The organism is Vibrio sp. Vb2960, assembly GCF_033337665.1.
Classification (GTDB): Bacteria; Pseudomonadota; Gammaproteobacteria; order Enterobacterales; family Vibrionaceae; genus Vibrio; species Vibrio alginolyticus.
On sequence record NZ_JAWORD010000025.1, the window covers coordinates 23,407 to 42,571 of the forward strand.

Here is a 19,165-nt window from a genome sequence, read left to right on the forward strand (position 1 = left end):
GGGAATATCAGTCTTAAGAGTGGCGAAATCAGAGTGCATTGCGTAACCTGTAACAAGTCAGTGTCAGAAAGCTCTGATAAAGTCTTGTTTTGCATATCTTTGCGAAACTCTGACTTTGAAAAAAGTCAGAGTTGGGATATTGTGCCAAAAATCTGACACTGTTCAGTGGAGCAATAGGGATGTTGTTTTAGAAAAGAGCCTTTAAAAAACAAGGTTCATAAATTAACGGCAATTGGATTTATATCTCTTTATTTTTGAGGATAAGAATTATGGCAGGTGAATCGGTGGGTATCGATACCACTTTAACGGATGGTCTAACTCAGGCTGAAACTTGGCTGACAAACAATTCAGATCTACTGGTTCAGTACGGTGTGAACATTATCTCTGCGCTGCTTATTCTGTTTATCGGTAATCTTATCGTTAAGGCAGTCGCTGGTAGTGTTTCTAAAGTACTAGAAAAGAAAAACATGGATAAGGCCGTCGTTGAATTTATTCACGGTCTTGTTCGTTACTTGCTATTTGTAATCGTGCTAATCGCGGCTCTTGGTCGATTAGGAGTTCAAACCGCTTCTGTTGTTGCTGTGATTGGTGCGGCAGGTCTTGCTGTTGGTCTTGCACTACAAGGTTCACTATCAAACTTTGCAGCAGGCGTACTTATTGTTGCGTTCCGTCCATTCAAATCAGGCGACTACGTAGAAATCGGTGGTGTAGCGGGTAGTGTTGAAGCAATTCAAATCTTCCAAACCGTTCTAAAAACACCAGACAACAAAATGGTTGTTGTGCCTAACTCTTCAGTTATCGGCGGTGCCATTACTAACTACTCTCGCCATGCGACACGACGTGTCGACCTAGTGATTGGTGTTTCATACAAAGCAGACCTTAAACTAACGAAGAAAGTGATTCGTGAGACGCTAGAGAAAGATCCACGTATCTTGAAAGACCCAGATATCACAATTGGTGTACTTACGTTAGCGGACTCTTCAGTTAACTTTGTGGTTCGTCCATGGGTGAAAACTGCAGATTACTGGGGCGTATACTTTGATGCAATGCAAGGTATTAAAGAAGCATTGGATGAAAATGGCATCGAGATTCCATTCCCACAAATGGATGTTCACCTGAACAAAGTCGACGCTTAATCAAAAGCAGTCGATATTCAAAAGCGAGGCCAATAGGCCTCGCTTTTTTATACTTCGTAAAGGGTGTGATGACCAGCAAGTAAGAGGCGTTTTAGATGTTTACCTGCAAATCCAAATGTGAACTCAGGTAAGCCAGGCGTATAGAGCAACTCTTGATGTTGATAGAGATTGGTATCAACAATGATAGTGATGTATTCCGGTAAGCCTATTGGGCAAACCGCGCCGGGTACGCAACCTAACACTTCGACCATTTCATCGTCATTACAAATAGAGGGACGTTTACCTGTAATCGCTTTAATCTGCTTGGCATCGAGGCGCGAGTCCTTATCTGTCAGATAAACCGCGTAACCTTGTCCTTTGAGTGTTAAAAAGAGGCTTTTGGTATGCGTACCCGTCCAACCAAGCTCTCTCGCAATGCGTATATCTGTCTCAAAGTCTAAGATGGCTTCGTGCTGCCATTCCCGAAAAGGAATAGAGAGCGCGTTGAATCGCTCTCTATTGTTGTTATAAATACGTTTTAGTGACTCCATGTCTTTGCTGCCTTACTACCTGGTGATTACCAATACTTATCAATAAGCTCACTCGCTAAGATATACGCTATTGTGAACATCATCATTGCGATTGCAATGTCGATGGTTTTTTTCACTTTTGGTTGAGAGAGTGTTGGACCTAGTTTGGCTGCTCCTATCGATAAAGTGTAGAACCAAACAAAGGAAGCCATAATCGTACCTAGTGCAAAAGCAATGCGTTCATGGCCTTCAAATTGTCCACCGATCGAACCTAGAATAACGACTGTATCTAAATATAAGTGCGGATTAAGCACAGTGACAGCTAACGCACCTAGAATAACTGTTCGACGACCTCGAGCTACGATCTCCCCTTTTGATTCCGATTCACTCTCTGGCTTAAAAGCACTTTTTAGCGAGAGCAGTCCATAGAAGATCAAGAAAGCAATACCACCAAGTGTCACCGACGTCAGTAAGATTTCATTTTGAGACAGAATTGCACCACCACCAAAGATACCTAGAGAGATGAAAATCATATCTAGCACGCTACAAATAGTGGCGGTTGTTAGGTGGTGGTTACGCTTTATGCCTTGATTCAAAACATACGCATTTTGCGCGCCGATCGGAATGATCATTGATGCTCCTAAACCAAAACCTTGCAATAGAACCCACAAGCTCACACTTCACCTCACTTCAAAATAACAAATACATTTACATAGAGGGGAAAGATAAAGCGTTTATCTAAATAAGTATAATTAATGATTTTAATCTTACATTAGATAGACTAATTTAACGGGAGGCGTTTGATCAAGAGTGAGAGGGAAGGTATGCGAGGGTTAGATTACAAATGGATTGAGGCATTAGACGCTATAGTTTATCAGGGTAGCTTTGAGCGTGCTGCTGAGCATTTATTTGTTTCTCAATCCGCCATTTCTCAACGTATCAAGCAGTTAGAGAAGTTTCTCGCGCAGCCTGTTTTAATTCGAAGCCAGCCACCTAAGCCAACGCCAATTGGTAAAAAATTGTTGGGTCTTTATCGGCGAGTACGCTTGCTAGAGCATGAAATTCTCCCCGAACTAAAGAATGATACCAGTACGCGACCTGTGCAACTCTCTTTAGCGACTAATGCAGATAGCCTTGCAACATGGCTACTGCCAGCGCTGCAAAATGTTATGAAGCAGCGTCAAGTTGAACTAAAACTGACTATCTATGGTGAATACCGCTCTATTGAAAAACTCAAAAGTGGCGAAGTGACAGGAGCGATCAGCTTGGAGTCCCAGCCAATCCCCGGATGCAGAGCAGACTATTTAGGTCGCATCGATTATGTTTGTGTCGCGAGCCCAGAGTTCTATCAGCGTTATTTTTCTAAAGGTGTAAATAATCAGACATTGGCAAAAGCACCAGCCGTTTCATATGACCAATATGATGATCTACATAAAACATTTCTTACCGAGCATTTTAACGTCAATCCTGACAGCGTTATTCATCACAACATCAGTAGTTCTGAAGCGTTTCTAAAAGTGGCGTTAGCTGGTGTTGCTTATTGCTTGATCCCCCGCTTGCAAATTAACGACGAATTAGACAGAGGTGTGTTGGTTGATGTGACTCCAGGTTTTTTAATGTCCCATCGGATTTATTGGCACCACTGGCAGTTAGAAACTGGGGTATTACAAGAAATCTCAAACGCGATAGTGGGGTATGCGCAGCAGCATCTACCTCAATAAGTTTGTCAGAGCTGTATATCGTTAACTTAAGTGTGTGTTGTTTAAAAATTACGCCAATGTTACATAGTCAAAGTTGTGTTAGAAGTCACTATGGGTGCTTGGATAATCGGCGGAAGTTTCTATTATGAAACCACACGCTTTCTCAGCCATGATAGTGATGTTGGAATCTGAGATTAAGTACTTAATTTTGTATGGATGGATTTATTGAATGAAATTGTATTCATTTTTGCTGGCTTCAGCACTCAGCCTTACCAGTGCTTCAGTTTTGGCGAATACGCCAGAGTTTGCTCATGTTACGACAACGGGGTATGGCGAAGTGACGGCCACACCTGATATGGCTACGTTTTCTGTAAAAGTAGTCGATACGACAATGACGGCCGAACAAGCGAAATTGTCCGTAGATAAAACCGTTGAAGAGTTTCTAAAAAGCTTATCGGATGCCGGCTTGTCAAAAGACAATATTACTAGCTCGAATTTATACCTTGCTCCTCAGTACCATTACCCTAAATCAGGGAAAGCAGAACTTGTTGGGTATCGAGCATCTCGCAGTATTGATGTCACGGTGACGGATCTGAAAAACCTTAACCAATACCTAGATATGGCGTTAGAGGCGGGAATTAATCAGGTTGATAATATTCAACTTAAGATAAGCAACCAAGCCGAGTATCAGCAAAAGGCACGAATGGCTGCGATTAAGGACGCAAGAGAAAAAGCAGGGTCATTAGCGACGGGTTTTGAGAAAAAGTTGGGCGATGTATGGCAGATCAATTACAGACAGATGCACGTTCAGCCTGTGTTAATGCGTTCAATGGCGATGGATAGTAAAGAAGGAGCGAATAGCTACCAAGATTCAACTATGATCATTCGCGATCAAGTCGATGTCATTTATAAGCTAAAGTAAGGCTTAGCAAACAGTAAAAAGCAAAAGGCAGGGAGTCATAACCCCTGCCTTTGTCGTTTCTGTTTCACTGTTTAGTGAAGGATACGGGCACGGATTGTGCCTTCAATGTTTTTGAGCTTTGTTAGAGCTTCTTCTGAGCGCTCAGTTTCAACGTCGATCACTACGTAGCCTATTTCAGCGGCTGTTTGTAGGTACTGCGCGGCAATGTTAATGCCTTCTTCAGCAAAGATGGTGTTGATCTGAGTTAGGATACCAGGACGGTTCTTGTGGATATGAAGCAGACGAGAACACTCACCACTGTGTTCTGGCAATGACACTTCAGGGAAGTTTACGCTTGAAAGTGTCGATCCGTTATCAGAGTACTTAGCCAGTTTGCCCGCCACTTCTAAGCCGATATTCTCTTGTGCTTCTTGCGTTGAACCACCAACGTGTGGAGTAAGGATGACGTTATCGAATTTTTGTAAAGGAGACTCGAACGGGTCAGCATTCGTTTTTGGTTCAGTTGGGAATACATCAATTGCAGCGCCAGCAAGGTGACCAGCTTCTAAGCTATGGCAAAGTGCAGGAATATCCACAACGGTGCCACGTGCCGCGTTGATAAAGATGGAACCTGGTTTCATTCGAGCAAATTCAGCTTCACCCATCATGTTTTTCGTTTCCGGTGTTTCGGGAACGTGCAAAGAAATCACATCACATTTGTTCAATAGTTCACTCATGGTATGTACTTGCGTCGCATTACCAAGGGACAGTTTGTTCTCAATATCGTAGTAGTAAACGCGCATACCTAAGTTTTCGGCAATAATACCAAGCTGCGTACCAATGTGACCGTATCCGATAATGCCAAGGCACTTACCACGAGCTTCGTAAGAGTTGTCTGCACTTTTCTTCCAAATACCGCGATGTGCAAGTGCATTCTTTTCAGGAATACCACGCACTAGTAAAAGGATTTGCCCAAGTACAAGCTCTGCCACGCTTCGAGTGTTAGAGAATGGTGCATTAAAGACAGGAATACCGCGTTTTGCTGCTGCATCTAGGTTTACTTGGTTAGTACCAATACAAAAACAGCCAATTGCAACCAGCTTGTTCGCCGCATTGATTACCTCTTCGGATAGGTTCGTACGGGAGCGGATACCAATGAAGTGCACGTCTTTTACCGCTTCAATTAGTTCTTCTTCCGGAAGGGAACCTTTATGGTATTCAATGTTGGTATAACCAGCTGCTTGAAGAACTTCAACTGAAGAAGGGTGGAGTCCCTCTAACAAGAGGATCTTAATCTTTTCTTTTTCCAGTGAAACTTTGGCCATTTTTTCTCGTCCTTAAAATGGAAAGGTGGGCTAATGTGGCGCACATTGGGCAAAACTATTAAAAAGGGGATAATTAACAGTTTTGTAGGAAGACAAACGTTTCCCTGTGCGTCTTCTGTTCAATAAAGTAACAAAAAAAAATTGCTTTGGGTAAGAAAATTACGGAATAAGAGATAATTTTCTTATAGAAAGGAATAAAAAACGGTGCCTTGCAGCACCGTATGTAATGAAATAACAGAAAAGTGAACCAGATAGGTTCATTTTGGGCTGTTATTTATTCTTCAATTTTTGCACCTTCTGGTGTGCCAGTGATCACTACGTCAGCACCACGATGAGCGAAAAGACCCACAGTCACCACACCAGCGATGCCGTTTATTTTGTCTTCCATTTCTTTCGGATTGGTAATTTGCATATTGTGCACATCCAGAATCACGTTGCCGTTGTCAGTCACAACGCCTTCACGGTAAGCTGGATCACCACCTAGTTTTACCAATTCACGAGCCACGTAAGAGCGTGCCATTGGGATTACTTCAACAGGCAATGGGAACTGGCCAAGTACGTCAACTGCTTTAGTGCCGTCAACGATACATACGAACTTATCAGAGATTGCTGCGACAATTTTCTCACGAGTCAGAGCCGCGCCGCCGCCTTTGATCATTTCACGTGCTGGGTTGATCTCATCTGCGCCATCAACATACACATCCAGCTTCATTACATCGTTACACTCGTATACTTCAATACCAAGCTCTTTAAGGCGCTCAGTTGAAGCGACAGAGCTAGACACTGCACCTTTAATATCATCTTTGATAGTGCCTAGTGCATCGATGAAGTGATTCACGGTAGAGCCAGTACCAACACCGACAATGCTGCCTTTCTCAACATATTTTAGTGCTGCCCAACCAGCCGCTTTTTTCATTTCATCTTGAGTCATGCCAATCTCCTGAATAGATGTTCGTTAACGTTTGCGGGCGTGATTATAGCGGCTTACTTGTCACTTTCCCATTGCCATATTTGGCTTGGGGTCACGATCTTAGGTAATGGAATGTCCCAGCTTTCAATTGGTAAGCGTTCTACATGTTGGCAGTCATGAGCGATACCGACAGGTTTAGCACCCTCTCCAGTTACAAACCAACGTGACAGAGTACGATCGTAGTACCCCCCGCCCATGCCTAAGCGGTGTCCGATGCTGTCGAACCCAACTAAAGGTGTGCAGATTAAATCAAGCTGGCGAACGGGTTTGAGGTGTCTGATATCGAGCTTGGGCTCTAAGATGCCGTACTTGTTGTAGACGAGCTGTTCATCACTTATATACTGAAGAAACAGTAACTGACCTTTAGAAAAGGGATGGATGACGGGCAGATAAACCGATTTTCCCTGTTGCCATAACCATTCAATGAGCGGTTTAGTATCAAGCTCACCGTCTGCAGAAAGGTAGATGGCAATATGTTGCGCCTGCTCGATTTCAGGAAGTTGGGAAAATTGAGTAATAAGGTCGATTCCCGCTTGGTATTGTGTATCACTGCACAGAGCGTTGCGCTTTTCACGAATCAGTTTGCGGAAGTCTTGTCGAGAGAGGTCTGACATAGAGAGAATACCCCAGGGTGCCGTTGAGGATTGTGGCCCTTGAACCAGCTGGTTCAAGGCGGATCAGCAATGACAACCGTAGGCTTCTCGGTGCATGCCGAGCTTGCTCAATAGTTACCAAATACTAACCCTTAGGTATTGCTTATCGGCTCAGGGACTTAAATCCTGCTGACGCACACCCCAGGGTAAATTTTGTATTTACTGCTGTCCTTGCGTAACTTTGCTTAGTGCGTTCTCTAAAGACGCGGTGAGCTTTTCCATTCGCTCAGTAATTTCTTGCTGTTGACCATTGGATTCGTATGACTTGGTGTGCAACTCATAGCAAATATTCAATGCAGCAAAGGTCAGCAGTTGGATTTCATTGGTTACCTTAGTACGTTCGCTCATTTCTTTCAATCGGCGATCCAGATCTTTTGCCGCTGCAACAAGAGACTCTTCTTGTCCTGTCGGACAATTCACTCGTGTAAGTTTGCCTAATATTTCAACGTCGATCGCTTGATTGCTCATGATGAATAAACTCTATATTCGCGCTATCTAAGGTGTTGCTTCATACAACTACCGAGGAGCAAACTATAGGAAAACCGCTATTAAGATTCAAGCATTTCCCATCACAGAAAGAGAAATGATGACGAGATCACACAGGAATTGGGCAAATTGAACAAATGCTGTCCAAAATTGAATTTGATAGCCGTTTCAGACCACTAACCTTGATGGTAGGATATACCAATACATTATTACGCAAGAATGAGCCAAGTTATGAGTGAAATCACCCTTCCTGAATACCAATCTATTGCTGCTGAACTGCAATCGGCAAGCCTGGCTGTGACACCGGCGGAGTTACATGGCTTATTTGTTGGCATGTTAAGTGGTGGATTGGCGATCAATGATCAAACTTGGCAGCCGATTCTTTTTGACTACACCAATGATGGGATGGGGTGGCCCTCGACAGCACTCACTTTTGCTCAGAGCATATTCAACGTTACTGTTAATGAGCTTACTGGCACATCAATGGAGCTGTCTTTACTATTGCCAGATGAGCCGGGCGAAGAAGGCTTATTCGCATTAGCCGACAGTGTGTCCGACTTTGTAAACCACTTTATTTCTGGGCTAGGTCTAGCAGGCGTTGCGCTTAATAAAGCATCTGATGACGCTAAAGAAGCACTGGCTGACTTAGAAGAGATTGCCAAATTAGGCATTGATGAAGATGACGATCTTGGTGAACAAGCGCAATTGCTAGAGCAAGTGATTGAGCACATCAAAGCTTGCGTACTAACGATTCATGCTGAATTTGGTGTTCGTCCTGAAAGCAGCGACAAAAAACCTACTATTCACTAATCGTAGACCGTCCAGAGGTTAGTATGAAGCAATATGATGTAGTCATTGCTGGTGGTGCCATGGCTGGTGCAACGTTAGCATTGGCGATTGACCATTTGTCTCAGGGAAAGCTCCGCATTGCCGTCGTTGAGCCTTTTAAAGCACAATCAGATATGCACCCTGGTTTTGACTCTCGCTCAATCGCATTGTCTTACGGTACTGTCAATCTGTTGCGTCAACTACAGCTCTGGACGTCAGTAGAACCGTTTGTCACACCCATTGAACATATCCACGTTTCTGACCGTTCTCATGCTGGGATGACGGAGATTACCAAGCAAGAGGTTGGGGTGGGAGCTCTAGGGTATGTTGTAGAATTAGCCGATGTTGGGCGTGTATATCAAGAATTATTAGACAGCAGCGAATCAATTACGCTGTTTTGTCCTGACTCCGTTACCGATATCGAGCGCGAGCAAAACTGTACCCATGTGACGTTGAAAAGTGGTGAGCAACTTGAAGCAAAACTGCTGGTGGCTGCAGATGGTGCTGTTTCGACCTGTTGTCAGAAAATTGGTCTAGAACTTTCTGAGCAAGATTTTGAACAAGTGGCTGTCATTGCCAATATTGTGACTCAAGAATCTCATCAAGGTAGAGCCTTTGAACGTTTTACTGAAAATGGCCCTGTTGCTTTATTGCCAATGAGTGACAATCGAATGTCCTTAGTTTGGTGTTTGCACCCTGAAGAAGCCCAAGCCGTTCTTGAGTTATCTGATCAAGCATTTCTCCAGCATTTACAGAACGATTTTGGTTGGCGTTTAGGCGCGATGAAAAAAGTGGGGCGTCGTGCAAGTTACCCATTGCTTCTTCGCCATCGAAAGCAAAATATTTCACATCGCTTTGCGATTGTTGGAAATGCGGCGCAAACGCTGCACCCGATAGCTGGACAAGGCTTTAATCTCGGTATTCGCGATGTAGTCTCACTAGCAGAAGAAATTGTGCAGCAAAGTGAGGATGTGGGTCTTTATCAAGGCCTGATGCGCTTTAGTCAACGTAGAGAAGCAGATCGAAGCGAAACTATTTGGCTAACCAGTGCCTTGGTGCATGTTTTTTCAAATGATTTACCCGCGATGCGAATTGGCCGAAATACTGCCTTAGCAGCGATGGATAACCTTTCTATTTTTAAGCAGCCGCTACTACGCCATACACTTGGCTTGGTAAAACGATGAACGGCCGCACTGAATTAGGTAATAAAAAGCAATGATGCAAAGTGTAGATATCGCCATCATCGGCGGAGGGATGGTTGGGTTGGCACTTGCTGCCGCGTTCAAAGACAGTGATCTGCGTGTCGCCGTTATTGAAGGTAAAGTGCCAGATGATTCGTTGAAAGAATTGCCCGATGTTCGTGTGTCTGCGCTGAGCCGCTCTAGTGAGACGATTTTGCGTAAACTTGGTGCTTGGCAGGGCATAGAACAGCGCCGAGCTTCACCATACTACGGTATGGAAGTGTGGGAGCAAGATAGCTTTGCTAGTATTGAGTTCAATGCACAAAGCATGGCACAACCTGATTTAGGGCATATTGTTGAGAATCGAGTGATTCAACTCGCACTGCTCGAACAAGTCCAAAAGCTCGATAACGTCACTATGTTTATGCCTGCACGTTGCGCGACTCTCGCGGTCGGTGAGCAAGAAAGCTGGCTGACGCTCGATAATGGCCAAGCCATGACCGCTAAATTAGTGGTCGGAGCCGATGGGGCGAATTCGTGGCTTCGCCATCAAATGGATATTCCATTAACGCATTGGGACTATGGTCATCATGCTTTGGTCGCGAATGTCAAAACTGCCATGCCACACAACAGCATTGCGCGCCAGATATTTACTCCTCATGGACCGTTGGCATTTTTGCCAATGTCGCAACCAGATATGTGCTCTATTGTTTGGTCCACGGAGCCAAATCGAGCAGAGCAGTTAGTGGCAATGAGTGAACATGATTTCAATAAAGCGTTGACGAGTGAGTTTGATGCTCGACTTGGTCTATGTGAAGTAGTGGGAGAGCGTGCTGCGTTTCCTTTGAAAATGCGCTATGCGCGAGATTTTGTTGTCGAGCGAGTCGCGCTGGTTGGTGATGCGGCCCATACCATTCACCCATTAGCGGGGCAGGGTGTGAATTTAGGTTTATTAGATGCGGCCAGTCTTGCTCAAGAGGTGTTAGCACTTTGGAAGCAGGGACAAGATATCGGCAGTAAACGCAACCTAAGAAGCTACGAGCGTTGGCGAAAAGCGGAAGCGGCAAAGATGATCGCTACTATGCAAGGGTTTCGAGATTTGTTCTCTGGCGAGAACCCTGCTAAAAAGCTTGTTCGTGGCATTGGCTTGAGTTTAGCGGGGCAACTGCCGGGAGCGAAAGATGAGATCATGAAGCGCGCGCTTGGTTTAAAGGGACACTTGCCGGATCTGGCGCGTCAGTAAGTGCAAAGCAAACTTCAAATACACAAAAGGCTGGTTAATCCAGCCTTTGTTTTATCAACATTTTGCTAAGCATATGCGCATCGGAGTTTCATTATTTCTTGATTGATCTCTTTGACCGCTCGGAAATGGCGTTGCTCTGCTTTCTCCGGCAGTATTAACTTACCGTTATCAAACTCGAATCTACCGACCCCGTAAATATAAATTCTTCCTTTAAAAAGACGACTTATATGTTTAGCAATCATACTTGGTGTATAGCGCTTAAACAGTCTCATATTTACTTTCCTTTTATCTAACCTAGCCTAGGTATTCTACGTTCTGGACGCGAAAATTATTGTGACAGCAATAGTATTAAATACAGATGTAGGGTGTTGCGTCAGAGAATTGTGTTGTCTTAGACAATTTGACAGTGTCATCTCTTAAATAGCGTGAGGATTACCCCAAAAATAACCTCTCTAAAGGAACCCTTACGCCAATACACTCCTTTTTACGTGACGCATTAAGCAATAGTTTTGTTACAGAATTAAGAATAGAACGAAAACGGTTGTTTGCTAGTTGTTTCTATTAAGGTCGTGCCTCGCGCAACACACTTTACGTTCTAACGATTAGAGGAAATGAAAGAGAAAAAGTTCCACGTAAAAAAAAGCCCGCTTCAGCGGGCGAATAGTCACAGATGCATTACACAAAAGTGGATAACTAACTGCATGAATGCTGTCACTCAGCTAGCTGACTCACTTTATATCGGTTAAGTGCTTGTTTGAAACTTAACCAACAAATTCAGCATATACGAGTTTTATCTTTGTGACTATTTATGTTTTATATGTGATTAAAAATTCTCATATCTATTTTTGTAGATATGAGCGAGATCACGCAGTGATAGAAACACTACATGTCATTACATTGTTTTTAGACGATTAACGACAGATCTCAGCTACGGTCGGCTGGCACAATTGGATAAGATCTTGAATAGAAAGCGCCAGTCCAGCCATGCGATCGCCACTGCTGATCGTGACTTCCTGTTCTTCTAGTAAGCTGGGGTCGAACACGATTGGCATATGACGTTTGAGTAGCAGAGGAGTGACAGTACCAATTTTGTAACCAGTGATGGACTCAACATCGGCTTGATCAACACAAGTCATCCGGCGACATTTCAGTAACGAGCGCACTTTTTTGGGATCAACGCTACGATCACCTGGTGCACAGGCGAGTGCATATTGATTACCCATGTCTCGTAGCAAGATTGCTTTCACCATTTGAGAGGGGCGAATGCCGCGTTGGTGCGCGGCATCCTCAATGGTCGTTGCTGGTCTTTGATGCGGTAGCAGACGAAACGGAATGTGTTGGTCTGTGAGAAATTGCATCAAAGGAGTATTGATTGTATTACTCATCATCAAGACTGTAAGGCAGTGATTCGATTGTCCATTCACATTCTGGTTGCGCAACCAAACGAAGACGAGTGTCCTCATCGAGATTATTAGGCAGCACGATCAGGCCAATCGCGTGATTGTCACTGAACTGGTAGTGATTTAATAAAGCACCTACTGAACGCCAGTTTTCACCTACGCTGCGTTCGAGCTCAATTGGTTCGTCACTGAATGGAGCAGAAGTTGCACCTTTTACGATATACATCGCACGTTTATTGGTACCGCGATACTTCGCTCGTGCTACCGTTTCTTGTCCCGTGTAGCAGCCCTTTGTGAAGCTTATGCCTCCTAAAGCTTGCACGTTAAGTGCTTGTGGAATGTGAGCATTCTGCGCGGATGCAGAGACAAATGGTAAACCTGCTTCAATATCGAAACGATTCCAAAGCTCATTTGTCGTAAAGACAGCGTCGGTAGTTTCAACGATTTGCTGTGCTTCTGGCGCACTTAATATCAGTAACCAGCGATCTTGTGCAACTTGCACTGCTGTGCCACCGTCAACTGGGCGAACGCTGCCAGTTGTCTCGCTCATTGTTGAAATGAATTCGTCGGCTTTGACGCCAGCAACACCTAAGATAACGTCATCAGAAGCTTCAATCGTTACTTTAGAGAAAATGGCGTATTTCTTTATTTCACTAAGTTCTACGTCAATCGCCGATTTTGGTTGGATCATGCCGTAGCCATCATGATGATGGAAAAGGCGGAACACGCTCCACACTTTGCCTTTCGCATCACAATGTGCGCCCAGTGTTGATTGGTCTTGTTCTAAAGAAACAACATCGCAGGTAACCTGACCTTGTAAGTATGATTTTTTATCATCACCGATCATGGTGATCATGCCGAAGTTATCCAGCAGTGAGATAGATAACTCTGGAAGCGCGTCTTGAGTTGAGAGAGGTAATGCTGAAAAACGAGTTTGCCATTCCATAATTACAATGCCTTTTGAAGATATTTTTCCGCTATGTTATACCCAAATAACCTTGAGATACTAGGGGAGCGATTTACGAATCAACATTTGTCTGCTTTCACTATCGTATTGTGACCCGCACACTAGTGACGTAGCACATCCCTTGTTACACTCCGCACTAACAACAAGACATCTATGAAGGAATAGTGAATGTACACTCCGGAAGAAAAAGCGCGTATTAAATGGGCTTGTCGTCGAGGCATGCTTGAGCTTGACGTAGTAATTATGCCGTTTTTTGAAGAGTGCTTTGATACTCTGAGTGAACAAGAGCAGCGTGACTTTGTTTCTTTACTTGAATGCGATGATCCTGATCTGTTTACTTGGGTAATGGGGCATGGCCGTAGCGAAAATTTAGGTCATGCAGCAATGGTTGATAAAATTGTCGCCCATAACCTCAGCAAAGTTCGTTAATTTTACTGCTTCTCCCTCTCTGACTGCCCGAGTCTTCAATGTTGTACTTTTCTTATTGATGACTTGGGCTGTTATCCTCTCTAGCATTCCGCTCGTATTATCGACTTATTTGTTATTACTGATTGTGAAGGCTTTCTCAAACCAAAGTCTTGTTCAACCTACAAGTCATGGGCATTGGTATGTGCACTGCGATGGCTCGGTTAGGTTTGATGCCCTTGAGTGTGGCGAATACTCGGAAGATATTGAGTCCGAAAAGGGTCATTTACAGCGAGTTGATAGATCGGCATCACCATTCAAGATAACATTCCAATTGCAATCTGGCCGTAGTGTTACGATTTGGCGTGATAGCTGTGACGATGAGCAGTATCGTCAACTATCTTTGGTATTACGCCAATGGGAAATGAAACAGGGAGCTGATGCTCCCTGTTGATGTAATAGTTTAATTGGTAAAGTTAAAGCTGTTTAGCTGGAACCAAAATTGTTGGTCCGCTGTTTTCCAGTTGGTTCGGATAATCAAGCGTGTAGTGCAAACCTCGACTCTCTTTACGCTGCATCGCACAACGAACCATCAACTCTGCTACTTGTAAAAGGTTACGCAGTTCTAATAAGTTGTTCGACACTCGGAAATTGCTGTAGTACTCGTGTGTTTCTTGTTGCAACAGTTGGATACGGCGTAAGGCGCGCTCTAAACGCTTATCAGTTCGCACAATGCCCATGTAGTCCCACATAAACAGACGAAGCTCGTGCCAGTTGTGCTGAATGATCACTTCTTCATCACTATTGGTTACTTTGCTTTCATCCCAACATGGCACCTGTGAAGGTAGCTCAACGTTAGTGTGATGTTTTAGAATATCTTTTGCCGCAGACCAAGCATAAACCACGCATTCGAGAAGTGAGTTTGATGCCATGCGGTTAGCACCATGCAGCCCGGTGTAGCTAACTTCACCAATCGCATACAAATTTTTCAGATCGGTGCAGCCATTTCTATCCACCATGACACCGCCACAAGTGTAGTGTGCAGCAGGTACGATTGGGATTGGCTCTTTAGTCATGTCAATGCCCAAGTCCATCAAACGTGAATAAATGGTTGGGAAGTGTTTCGTAATAAAGTCAGCAGGCTTATGACTGATGTCGAGATACATACAGTCGGCGCCTAAACGCTTCATTTCGAAGTCGATAGCACGAGCCACGACGTCACGCGGAGCAAGCTCTTTACGTTCATCGAAATCTGGCATAAAGCGAGAGCCATCTGGACGACGCAGGTAAGCACCTTCGCCACGCAACGCTTCAGTCAGCAAGAAGTTACGTGCTTCTGGGTGATATAAACACGTCGGATGGAACTGGTTAAATTCCATATTCGCCACACGACACCCTGCACGCCAAGCAATCGCAATACCATCACCAGACGACACATCTGGGTTAGAGGTGTATTGATAAACCTTTGAAGCACCACCTGTAGCGAGAACCACAAATTTGGCTCGCACGGTTTCGACATGCTCTTCGTTGCGGTTCCAAATATAAGCACCGATAACTTTGTTTTTATCACCGCCAATTTTGTCTTCGGTGATTAAGTCCAGAGCGTTGTGACGTTCGAGAACATGAATGTTTGGATGGTTGTGAGCGTTATCTTGCAGGGAGGTTTGCATCGCCATACCTGTCGCATCTGCCGCGTGAAGAATACGACGACGGCTATGACCACCTTCACGAGTTAAGTGGTAGCGAGGTTCATCGTCAGAGTCATCTTCTTCACGATCAAATGGGACACCACCGTCAATCAACCACTGTACACACTCTTTTGAATGCTCAGCAATGAACCTTACGGTCTCCTCATCGCAAATACCATCCCCGGCGATTTGCGTGTCTTCAACGTGTGAATCAATGGTGTCTGACTCATCAAATACGGCAGCGATACCGCCTTGAGCATAGTAGGTCGCCCCTTCGCTGCGTGGTCCTTTACTCAGCACCATCACCTTACAGTGGTTAGCAACGCGCAAAGCCAACGACAAACCTGCCGCGCCACTCCCTACCACTAATACATCACACTCATGTTCACGATTTGTGTTCATATAACTTTTATAATCCCAAGCTAAGGTAACAAAGTTACCTTGTGTATTATTTGCACACCATGTGCATTCCATTATCGCGACATCTGTCGCTAAGGGCTAAGTTGGGAGACCTATCGACGTCCGTGTTACGGCGGTGACTGAGCCACTCTTCTTTTTCATGCAGAGCATGAGCATGCTTCCTAAGTTATAATTTGTAACGCGGTGTTCAGATAGCCATTAGCCATGCAAATGAAAAGTAATAGTTTGTCAATGCCATTGCTTTTCCATGCTCGACCCAGCACAATCTGGGACAGAGATCATTCATTATACCCATTTCCCTCCAAGATGCTCGCTTGTCAAACTTAGACTAAAGTCAGGCAGCGGTGGTCATTTGGGTACAGACATCACACTGTGAAAAAACAATGACAAAAAACTTGAGAAACCATGGAACTTTCTCATTCACGTTAGGGTCACAATAGTGCTCAAGTAAGCAGTGGTGTCAATACTACGTTTTGCATAATTAGTACCCATATCTGAGAAGAGTAGGGGCATAACAAATAGGAGTATCCGCTCGAATGAACGAGCAGCTGACCGATCAAGTATTGATTGAGCGAGTTCAGAATGGCGATAAGCAAGCATTCAACCTGTTGGTAACAAAGTACCAGAATAAGGTATGTAATCTTATTTCCAGATACGTTAGTAATCCTGGCGATGTACCAGATGTAGCACAAGAAGCGTTTATTAAAGCTTACCGAGCTATCCCTAGCTTTCGTGGGGAAAGTGCGTTTTATACGTGGCTGTATCGCATTGCAGTGAATACTGCGAAAAATCACATTGTTGCTCAAGGGCGTAGACCTCCAGCGACAGATGTCGATGCTGAAGATGCTGAATTTTACGAAACAGGTAGTGCACTTAAAGAAATATCGAACCCTGAGAACTTAACGTTGTCCAAAGAATTGCAACGGGTGGTGTTCAGTGCAATCGAAGCTTTACCTGAAGATTTAAAAACCGCAATGACATTACGAGAGCTCGATGGCTTGAGTTATGAAGAAATTGCAGAAGTGATGGATTGCCCGGTAGGAACGGTACGATCGCGTATCTTCCGTGCTCGTGAGGCGGTGGAAAAGAAAATCAGACCTCTTTTGCAACGCTAGTACAAGTAATAACTATGGTGAAAATAATGGCTGACAAAGAAAAACTTTCAGCTCTCATGGATGGAGAATTGGTCGATAAGGCTTTAATTCAAGAGTTAGAGCAAGACCAAGAGAGCCGTGATGCTTGGCAGAACTATCACCTGATTGGTGATGTGATGCGAGGCGAAGCGCCAGCAAAACCTGAGTGGAATATTGCTGAAAGCGTGGCGTTAGCGTTAGAAGATGAACCTGCACACCGTGCGTTTGATTCGCACAGTGCAAATGTTATCTCAATTGCGGATACGCCAAAAGAGTCGCAACCAGAACCGCAAAAAGCAAAACGTCAGTTGCCAGGTTGGTTGACGCAGTTTGGTCAAGTTGCTGTTGCTGCATGTGTATCGCTTGTTGTTATTTTAGGTGTACAGCAGTACGGTGGTAGCGATTCAATGTCGCCGCAAACAGATCAATTACCTGTATTGCAGACGGTTCCGTTTGCTGGCAGCGCAGAACCAGTGAGTTTGACTCGTGAGTCTGTAGAACGTTCTGTAGGCGAGGCAAATATGCAAGAGCAGCGCAAGCGTGTTCATGCTATGCTGCGAGACTACGAATTGCAGTTACGAATTAACAGTGATGCATCTCAACAAGATGCAAATCTGAATCCGGATATTGAATGAAAAAATTTCTGATCAGCGCTTGCGCTCTGTTCAGTATGATGTCTTCTCAAGCCTTTGCTGGTGATAAGCCAGCGGAGGCTTTATTGCATCAAATGAGCGAGGCGAGTAAGAATTTAAGTTACGAACTCTCTTATATCCTTATCAAAAAGAACAGCATTGAGCCGTTGCTGTATCGTCATGCCACGCATGGTGACGATCAATATGCTCATCTTGTCTACTTAAGTGGCCCTGTGCGTGAAGTGATTCGTCGCGGAACTGAAGTAAGTTATATCGAAACGGGTTTAGAACCATTCACCATCGAGTCAGGTAAAATGGTCGCTCCGACTATGCCTATGCTCAACACCAATATCGATGAGCTAAACTTGTATTACGACTATGTAAAAGTGGGTAGAGCTCGTGAAGCTGGTGTGGCAACACAAGTGCTGCGTATTGTTCCTAAAGACGGTCTGCGCTATTCATACGTACTATGGATCGATGAGAAGAGTAAATTGCCGTTACGTGCCGACCTTGTGGACCGCGATGGTGAGATGCTTGAACAATATCGCACTATTTCTTACACGGTAAACCCAAAAATCGCAGAGTTAATGAGTGGCCTGCAAGATGTTCAATTACCTGCTGTTCTCACCATGCCAAAAGGCGATATTGGGACCAGTAATTGGCAGGTTGGTTGGATCCCTGAGGGTTTCGAGCCGAACGAGCTCAACCGCTATCGAATGGCCGTTACTAATCAAATGGTGGAGAGCCAGCTGTATTCTGATGGTCTGTTTAGCTTCTCTGTTTACGTAGCAAACAAAGATGAGCATTCGTTAAAAGGGCAGTTGGTTCGCCAAGGCAGAAGAACGCTACACAGTTTTGTGAGCGGTCAACATGAAATCTCTGTTGTAGGAGACATTCCACCGACCACAGCACAGCGTATAGCCCAATCTGTCACATTTAATGTAACAAAGAGTAAATAACAATGATGACCGCGTTGGCTACCGTGACAGACGTGCATCGTCGCGGCAAGCAATACGAAATTGATTTAAGTTGCGAACAGCAGACCAGTTGCAGTAGTTGCTCTTCACAGAAAAGCTGTGGAACGGGCGTTGTTACTAAAGCCATTGGTAACAAGAGTTTATCTTGGCACCTGCGCACGGATAAATCGGTGAAAATAGGTCAAGTCGTCGAGATTGGTTTTCCTGAGTCGAGCCTAATAAAATCAGCAATGGCGGTTTATTTACTGCCATTGTTTGGTTTGATTATCGGTGCGATGTTTGGTCACTTCCTATTAGCGCCGCTGACAGCCGGCGGGGAAGGCATCATCATATTGGCATCGGTATTGTTTGCCGCTGGTGGAATGTGGATCGCAAAACGTGTTTCTCGTCCGTTAGAAGATGAATCTAAGCGCCAAGTTACCCTCGTTCGGGTACTTGGAGAGCCAATCCAGTAAGTGCTGTCCCCCTCCACTAAAGGTTATTTGGGTATGTACTTTAAATTACGTGCGCCCGTTAACGAAATTCGGTAGAATCTGCCAACTTGATTGAAATGCCGTCAGTAGATGGCGTTTCTTACTGTCCCTATTTGTAAAGAGTTAGTCACCCTAAAT

Annotated in this window: 22 protein-coding genes and 1 other RNA gene; 12 read left to right on the forward strand and 11 right to left on the reverse strand. The window is 44.4% G+C overall.

The features are described from left to right. Positions 1 to 269 precede the first annotated feature (269 nt). Positions 270 to 1,136 (forward strand): small-conductance mechanosensitive channel MscS, encoded by an 867-nt coding sequence (gene mscS, locus R7O03_RS19085; protein WP_005380995.1) that lies wholly within the window; start codon positions 270 to 272, stop codon positions 1,134 to 1,136. A gap of 47 nt (positions 1,137 to 1,183) precedes the next feature. Here mscS and R7O03_RS19090 read toward each other — a convergent pair whose 3' ends face one another. Together R7O03_RS19090 and R7O03_RS19095 are read right to left on the reverse strand one after the other, a co-directional pair. Continuing rightward, entirely contained in the window at positions 1,184 to 1,666 is a 483-nt protein-coding gene (locus R7O03_RS19090) for a YbaK/EbsC family protein (protein ID WP_017633558.1), read from the reverse strand. 26 nt (positions 1,667 to 1,692) lie between these two features. Beyond that, positions 1,693 to 2,322, reverse strand: a complete 630-nt coding sequence (locus R7O03_RS19095; protein WP_213867360.1) for a LysE/ArgO family amino acid transporter — start codon at positions 2,320 to 2,322, stop codon at positions 1,693 to 1,695. A gap of 147 nt (positions 2,323 to 2,469) precedes the next feature. Here R7O03_RS19095 and R7O03_RS19100 point away from each other — a divergent pair, with 147 nt between their 5' ends. After that, positions 2,470 to 3,366: a LysR family transcriptional regulator ArgP gene (locus R7O03_RS19100; protein WP_064368772.1), complete on the forward strand. Its 897-nt coding sequence runs from the start codon at positions 2,470 to 2,472 to the stop codon at positions 3,364 to 3,366. Between the two features lie 208 nt (positions 3,367 to 3,574). Beyond that, positions 3,575 to 4,267, forward strand: coding sequence for an oxidative stress defense protein (locus tag R7O03_RS19105; RefSeq protein ID WP_064368771.1), 693 nt, complete (start codon positions 3,575 to 3,577; stop codon positions 4,265 to 4,267). Between the two features lie 71 nt (positions 4,268 to 4,338). Here the strand turns inward: R7O03_RS19105 and serA are convergent, their stop codons facing one another. The 5 genes from serA to R7O03_RS19130 all read right to left on the reverse strand — a co-directional run bounded on the left by serA (position 4,339) and on the right by R7O03_RS19130 (position 7,662). Next, entirely contained in the window at positions 4,339 to 5,571 is a 1,233-nt protein-coding gene (gene serA, locus R7O03_RS19110) for a phosphoglycerate dehydrogenase (RefSeq protein ID WP_005384551.1), read from the reverse strand. A gap of 274 nt (positions 5,572 to 5,845) precedes the next feature. Then, positions 5,846 to 6,502, reverse strand: a complete 657-nt coding sequence (rpiA, locus tag R7O03_RS19115) for a ribose-5-phosphate isomerase RpiA (RefSeq protein WP_005380982.1) — start codon at positions 6,500 to 6,502, stop codon at positions 5,846 to 5,848. Between the two features lie 53 nt (positions 6,503 to 6,555). Then, positions 6,556 to 7,155: a 5-formyltetrahydrofolate cyclo-ligase gene (locus tag R7O03_RS19120; protein ID WP_065274855.1), complete on the reverse strand. Its 600-nt coding sequence runs from the start codon at positions 7,153 to 7,155 to the stop codon at positions 6,556 to 6,558. A 5-nt stretch (positions 7,156 to 7,160) separates the two neighbouring features. Continuing rightward, positions 7,161 to 7,345: non-coding RNA, 6S RNA (gene ssrS, locus R7O03_RS19125), on the reverse strand. 8 nt (positions 7,346 to 7,353) lie between these two features. Further along, positions 7,354 to 7,662 carry a cell division protein ZapA gene (locus R7O03_RS19130; protein ID WP_005384553.1) on the reverse strand — a complete coding sequence of 103 codons (309 nt, stop codon included), beginning with the start codon at positions 7,660 to 7,662 and terminating at the stop codon, positions 7,354 to 7,356. Positions 7,663 to 7,911: 249 nt separating this feature from the next. Here R7O03_RS19130 and R7O03_RS19135 point away from each other — a divergent pair, with 249 nt between their 5' ends. From R7O03_RS19135 to R7O03_RS19145, 3 genes are read left to right on the forward strand one after another with little or no spacing between them, the layout of a single operon-like run. Next, positions 7,912 to 8,490 (forward strand): YecA family protein, encoded by a 579-nt coding sequence (locus tag R7O03_RS19135; protein WP_005380976.1) that lies wholly within the window; start codon positions 7,912 to 7,914, stop codon positions 8,488 to 8,490. 23 nt (positions 8,491 to 8,513) lie between these two features. Continuing rightward, positions 8,514 to 9,692, forward strand: a complete 1,179-nt coding sequence (gene ubiH / locus R7O03_RS19140; protein ID WP_318131946.1) for a 2-octaprenyl-6-methoxyphenyl hydroxylase — start codon at positions 8,514 to 8,516, stop codon at positions 9,690 to 9,692. A gap of 31 nt (positions 9,693 to 9,723) precedes the next feature. Next, the gene (locus tag R7O03_RS19145; protein WP_318131947.1) at positions 9,724 to 10,932 is read left to right on the forward strand and encodes an FAD-dependent 2-octaprenylphenol hydroxylase; all 1,209 of its coding nucleotides are present in this window, start codon (positions 9,724 to 9,726) and stop codon (positions 10,930 to 10,932) included. A 65-nt stretch (positions 10,933 to 10,997) separates the two neighbouring features. Here the strand turns inward: R7O03_RS19145 and R7O03_RS19150 are convergent, their stop codons facing one another. The 3 genes from R7O03_RS19150 to ygfZ form a co-directional block, all read right to left on the reverse strand. After that, positions 10,998 to 11,204: a DUF1107 domain-containing protein gene (locus R7O03_RS19150; RefSeq protein ID WP_005380970.1), complete on the reverse strand. Its 207-nt coding sequence runs from the start codon at positions 11,202 to 11,204 to the stop codon at positions 10,998 to 11,000. A gap of 639 nt (positions 11,205 to 11,843) precedes the next feature. Further along, positions 11,844 to 12,317, reverse strand: coding sequence for an aminoacyl-tRNA deacylase (locus tag R7O03_RS19155; protein ID WP_005384562.1), 474 nt, complete (start codon positions 12,315 to 12,317; stop codon positions 11,844 to 11,846). Further along, positions 12,310 to 13,278 carry a tRNA-modifying protein YgfZ gene (gene ygfZ, locus R7O03_RS19160; RefSeq protein WP_238762462.1) on the reverse strand — a complete coding sequence of 323 codons (969 nt, stop codon included), beginning with the start codon at positions 13,276 to 13,278 and terminating at the stop codon, positions 12,310 to 12,312. Before ygfZ ends, R7O03_RS19155 begins: the two co-directional genes overlap by 8 nt. A 189-nt stretch (positions 13,279 to 13,467) precedes the next feature. Here ygfZ and R7O03_RS19165 point away from each other — a divergent pair, with 189 nt between their 5' ends. Beyond that, complete coding sequence (locus R7O03_RS19165) at positions 13,468 to 13,728, forward strand: succinate dehydrogenase assembly factor 2 (protein WP_005380951.1); 261 nt, start codon at positions 13,468 to 13,470, stop codon at positions 13,726 to 13,728. Beyond that, complete coding sequence (locus tag R7O03_RS19170) at positions 13,676 to 14,158, forward strand: protein YgfX (RefSeq protein ID WP_309304495.1); 483 nt, start codon at positions 13,676 to 13,678, stop codon at positions 14,156 to 14,158. Before R7O03_RS19165 ends, R7O03_RS19170 begins: the two co-directional genes overlap by 53 nt. A gap of 22 nt (positions 14,159 to 14,180) precedes the next feature. On the opposite strand, the gene nadB is transcribed toward R7O03_RS19170, so the two are convergent. Continuing rightward, positions 14,181 to 15,794 carry an L-aspartate oxidase gene (gene nadB, locus R7O03_RS19175; RefSeq protein WP_005380947.1) on the reverse strand — a complete coding sequence of 538 codons (1,614 nt, stop codon included), beginning with the start codon at positions 15,792 to 15,794 and terminating at the stop codon, positions 14,181 to 14,183. A gap of 554 nt (positions 15,795 to 16,348) precedes the next feature. Here nadB and rpoE point away from each other — a divergent pair. From rpoE to R7O03_RS19195, 4 genes are read left to right on the forward strand one after another with little or no spacing between them, the layout of a single operon-like run. Continuing rightward, positions 16,349 to 16,927, forward strand: coding sequence for an RNA polymerase sigma factor RpoE (rpoE, locus tag R7O03_RS19180; protein WP_005380946.1), 579 nt, complete (start codon positions 16,349 to 16,351; stop codon positions 16,925 to 16,927). A 26-nt stretch (positions 16,928 to 16,953) separates the two neighbouring features. Then, complete coding sequence (locus R7O03_RS19185; RefSeq protein ID WP_005380944.1) at positions 16,954 to 17,580, forward strand: sigma-E factor negative regulatory protein; 627 nt, start codon at positions 16,954 to 16,956, stop codon at positions 17,578 to 17,580. After that, positions 17,577 to 18,536 carry a sigma-E factor regulatory protein RseB gene (gene rseB / locus R7O03_RS19190; protein WP_005380941.1) on the forward strand — a complete coding sequence of 320 codons (960 nt, stop codon included), beginning with the start codon at positions 17,577 to 17,579 and terminating at the stop codon, positions 18,534 to 18,536. The genes R7O03_RS19185 and rseB overlap by 4 nt, the downstream gene beginning before the upstream one ends. 2 nt (positions 18,537 to 18,538) lie before the next feature. Next, the gene (locus tag R7O03_RS19195) at positions 18,539 to 19,009 is read left to right on the forward strand and encodes a SoxR reducing system RseC family protein (RefSeq protein ID WP_005384575.1); all 471 of its coding nucleotides are present in this window, start codon (positions 18,539 to 18,541) and stop codon (positions 19,007 to 19,009) included. Positions 19,010 to 19,165 lie beyond the last annotated feature (156 nt).

What these genes read in the sequence shown, in the direction of transcription:
- mscS (WP_005380995.1), top strand. Translation starts at nt 270, where the DNA reads ATGGCAGGTGAATCGGTGGGTATCGATACCACTTTAACGGATGGTCTA.
- R7O03_RS19090 (WP_017633558.1), bottom strand. Translation starts at nt 1,666, where the DNA reads ATGGAGTCACTAAAACGTATTTATAACAACAATAGAGAGCGATTCAAC.
- R7O03_RS19100 (WP_064368772.1), top strand. Translation starts at nt 2,470, where the DNA reads ATGCGAGGGTTAGATTACAAATGGATTGAGGCATTAGACGCTATAGTT.
- R7O03_RS19105 (WP_064368771.1), top strand. Translation starts at nt 3,575, where the DNA reads ATGAAATTGTATTCATTTTTGCTGGCTTCAGCACTCAGCCTTACCAGT.
- serA (WP_005384551.1), bottom strand. Translation starts at nt 5,571, where the DNA reads ATGGCCAAAGTTTCACTGGAAAAAGAAAAGATTAAGATCCTCTTGTTA.
- rpiA (WP_005380982.1), bottom strand. Translation starts at nt 6,502, where the DNA reads ATGACTCAAGATGAAATGAAAAAAGCGGCTGGTTGGGCAGCACTAAAA.
- R7O03_RS19120 (WP_065274855.1), bottom strand. Translation starts at nt 7,155, where the DNA reads ATGTCAGACCTCTCTCGACAAGACTTCCGCAAACTGATTCGTGAAAAG.
- R7O03_RS19130 (WP_005384553.1), bottom strand. Translation starts at nt 7,662, where the DNA reads ATGAGCAATCAAGCGATCGACGTTGAAATATTAGGCAAACTTACACGA.
- R7O03_RS19135 (WP_005380976.1), top strand. Translation starts at nt 7,912, where the DNA reads ATGAGTGAAATCACCCTTCCTGAATACCAATCTATTGCTGCTGAACTG.
- ubiH (WP_318131946.1), top strand. Translation starts at nt 8,514, where the DNA reads ATGAAGCAATATGATGTAGTCATTGCTGGTGGTGCCATGGCTGGTGCA.
- R7O03_RS19145 (WP_318131947.1), top strand. Translation starts at nt 9,724, where the DNA reads ATGATGCAAAGTGTAGATATCGCCATCATCGGCGGAGGGATGGTTGGG.
- R7O03_RS19150 (WP_005380970.1), bottom strand. Translation starts at nt 11,204, where the DNA reads ATGAGACTGTTTAAGCGCTATACACCAAGTATGATTGCTAAACATATA.
- R7O03_RS19155 (WP_005384562.1), bottom strand. Translation starts at nt 12,317, where the DNA reads ATGAGTAATACAATCAATACTCCTTTGATGCAATTTCTCACAGACCAA.
- ygfZ (WP_238762462.1), bottom strand. Translation starts at nt 13,278, where the DNA reads ATGGAATGGCAAACTCGTTTTTCAGCATTACCTCTCTCAACTCAAGAC.
- R7O03_RS19165 (WP_005380951.1), top strand. Translation starts at nt 13,468, where the DNA reads ATGTACACTCCGGAAGAAAAAGCGCGTATTAAATGGGCTTGTCGTCGA.
- R7O03_RS19170 (WP_309304495.1), top strand. Translation starts at nt 13,676, where the DNA reads ATGCAGCAATGGTTGATAAAATTGTCGCCCATAACCTCAGCAAAGTTC.
- nadB (WP_005380947.1), bottom strand. Translation starts at nt 15,794, where the DNA reads ATGAACACAAATCGTGAACATGAGTGTGATGTATTAGTGGTAGGGAGT.
- rpoE (WP_005380946.1), top strand. Translation starts at nt 16,349, where the DNA reads ATGAACGAGCAGCTGACCGATCAAGTATTGATTGAGCGAGTTCAGAAT.
- R7O03_RS19185 (WP_005380944.1), top strand. Translation starts at nt 16,954, where the DNA reads ATGGCTGACAAAGAAAAACTTTCAGCTCTCATGGATGGAGAATTGGTC.
- rseB (WP_005380941.1), top strand. Translation starts at nt 17,577, where the DNA reads ATGAAAAAATTTCTGATCAGCGCTTGCGCTCTGTTCAGTATGATGTCT.
- R7O03_RS19195 (WP_005384575.1), top strand. Translation starts at nt 18,539, where the DNA reads ATGATGACCGCGTTGGCTACCGTGACAGACGTGCATCGTCGCGGCAAG.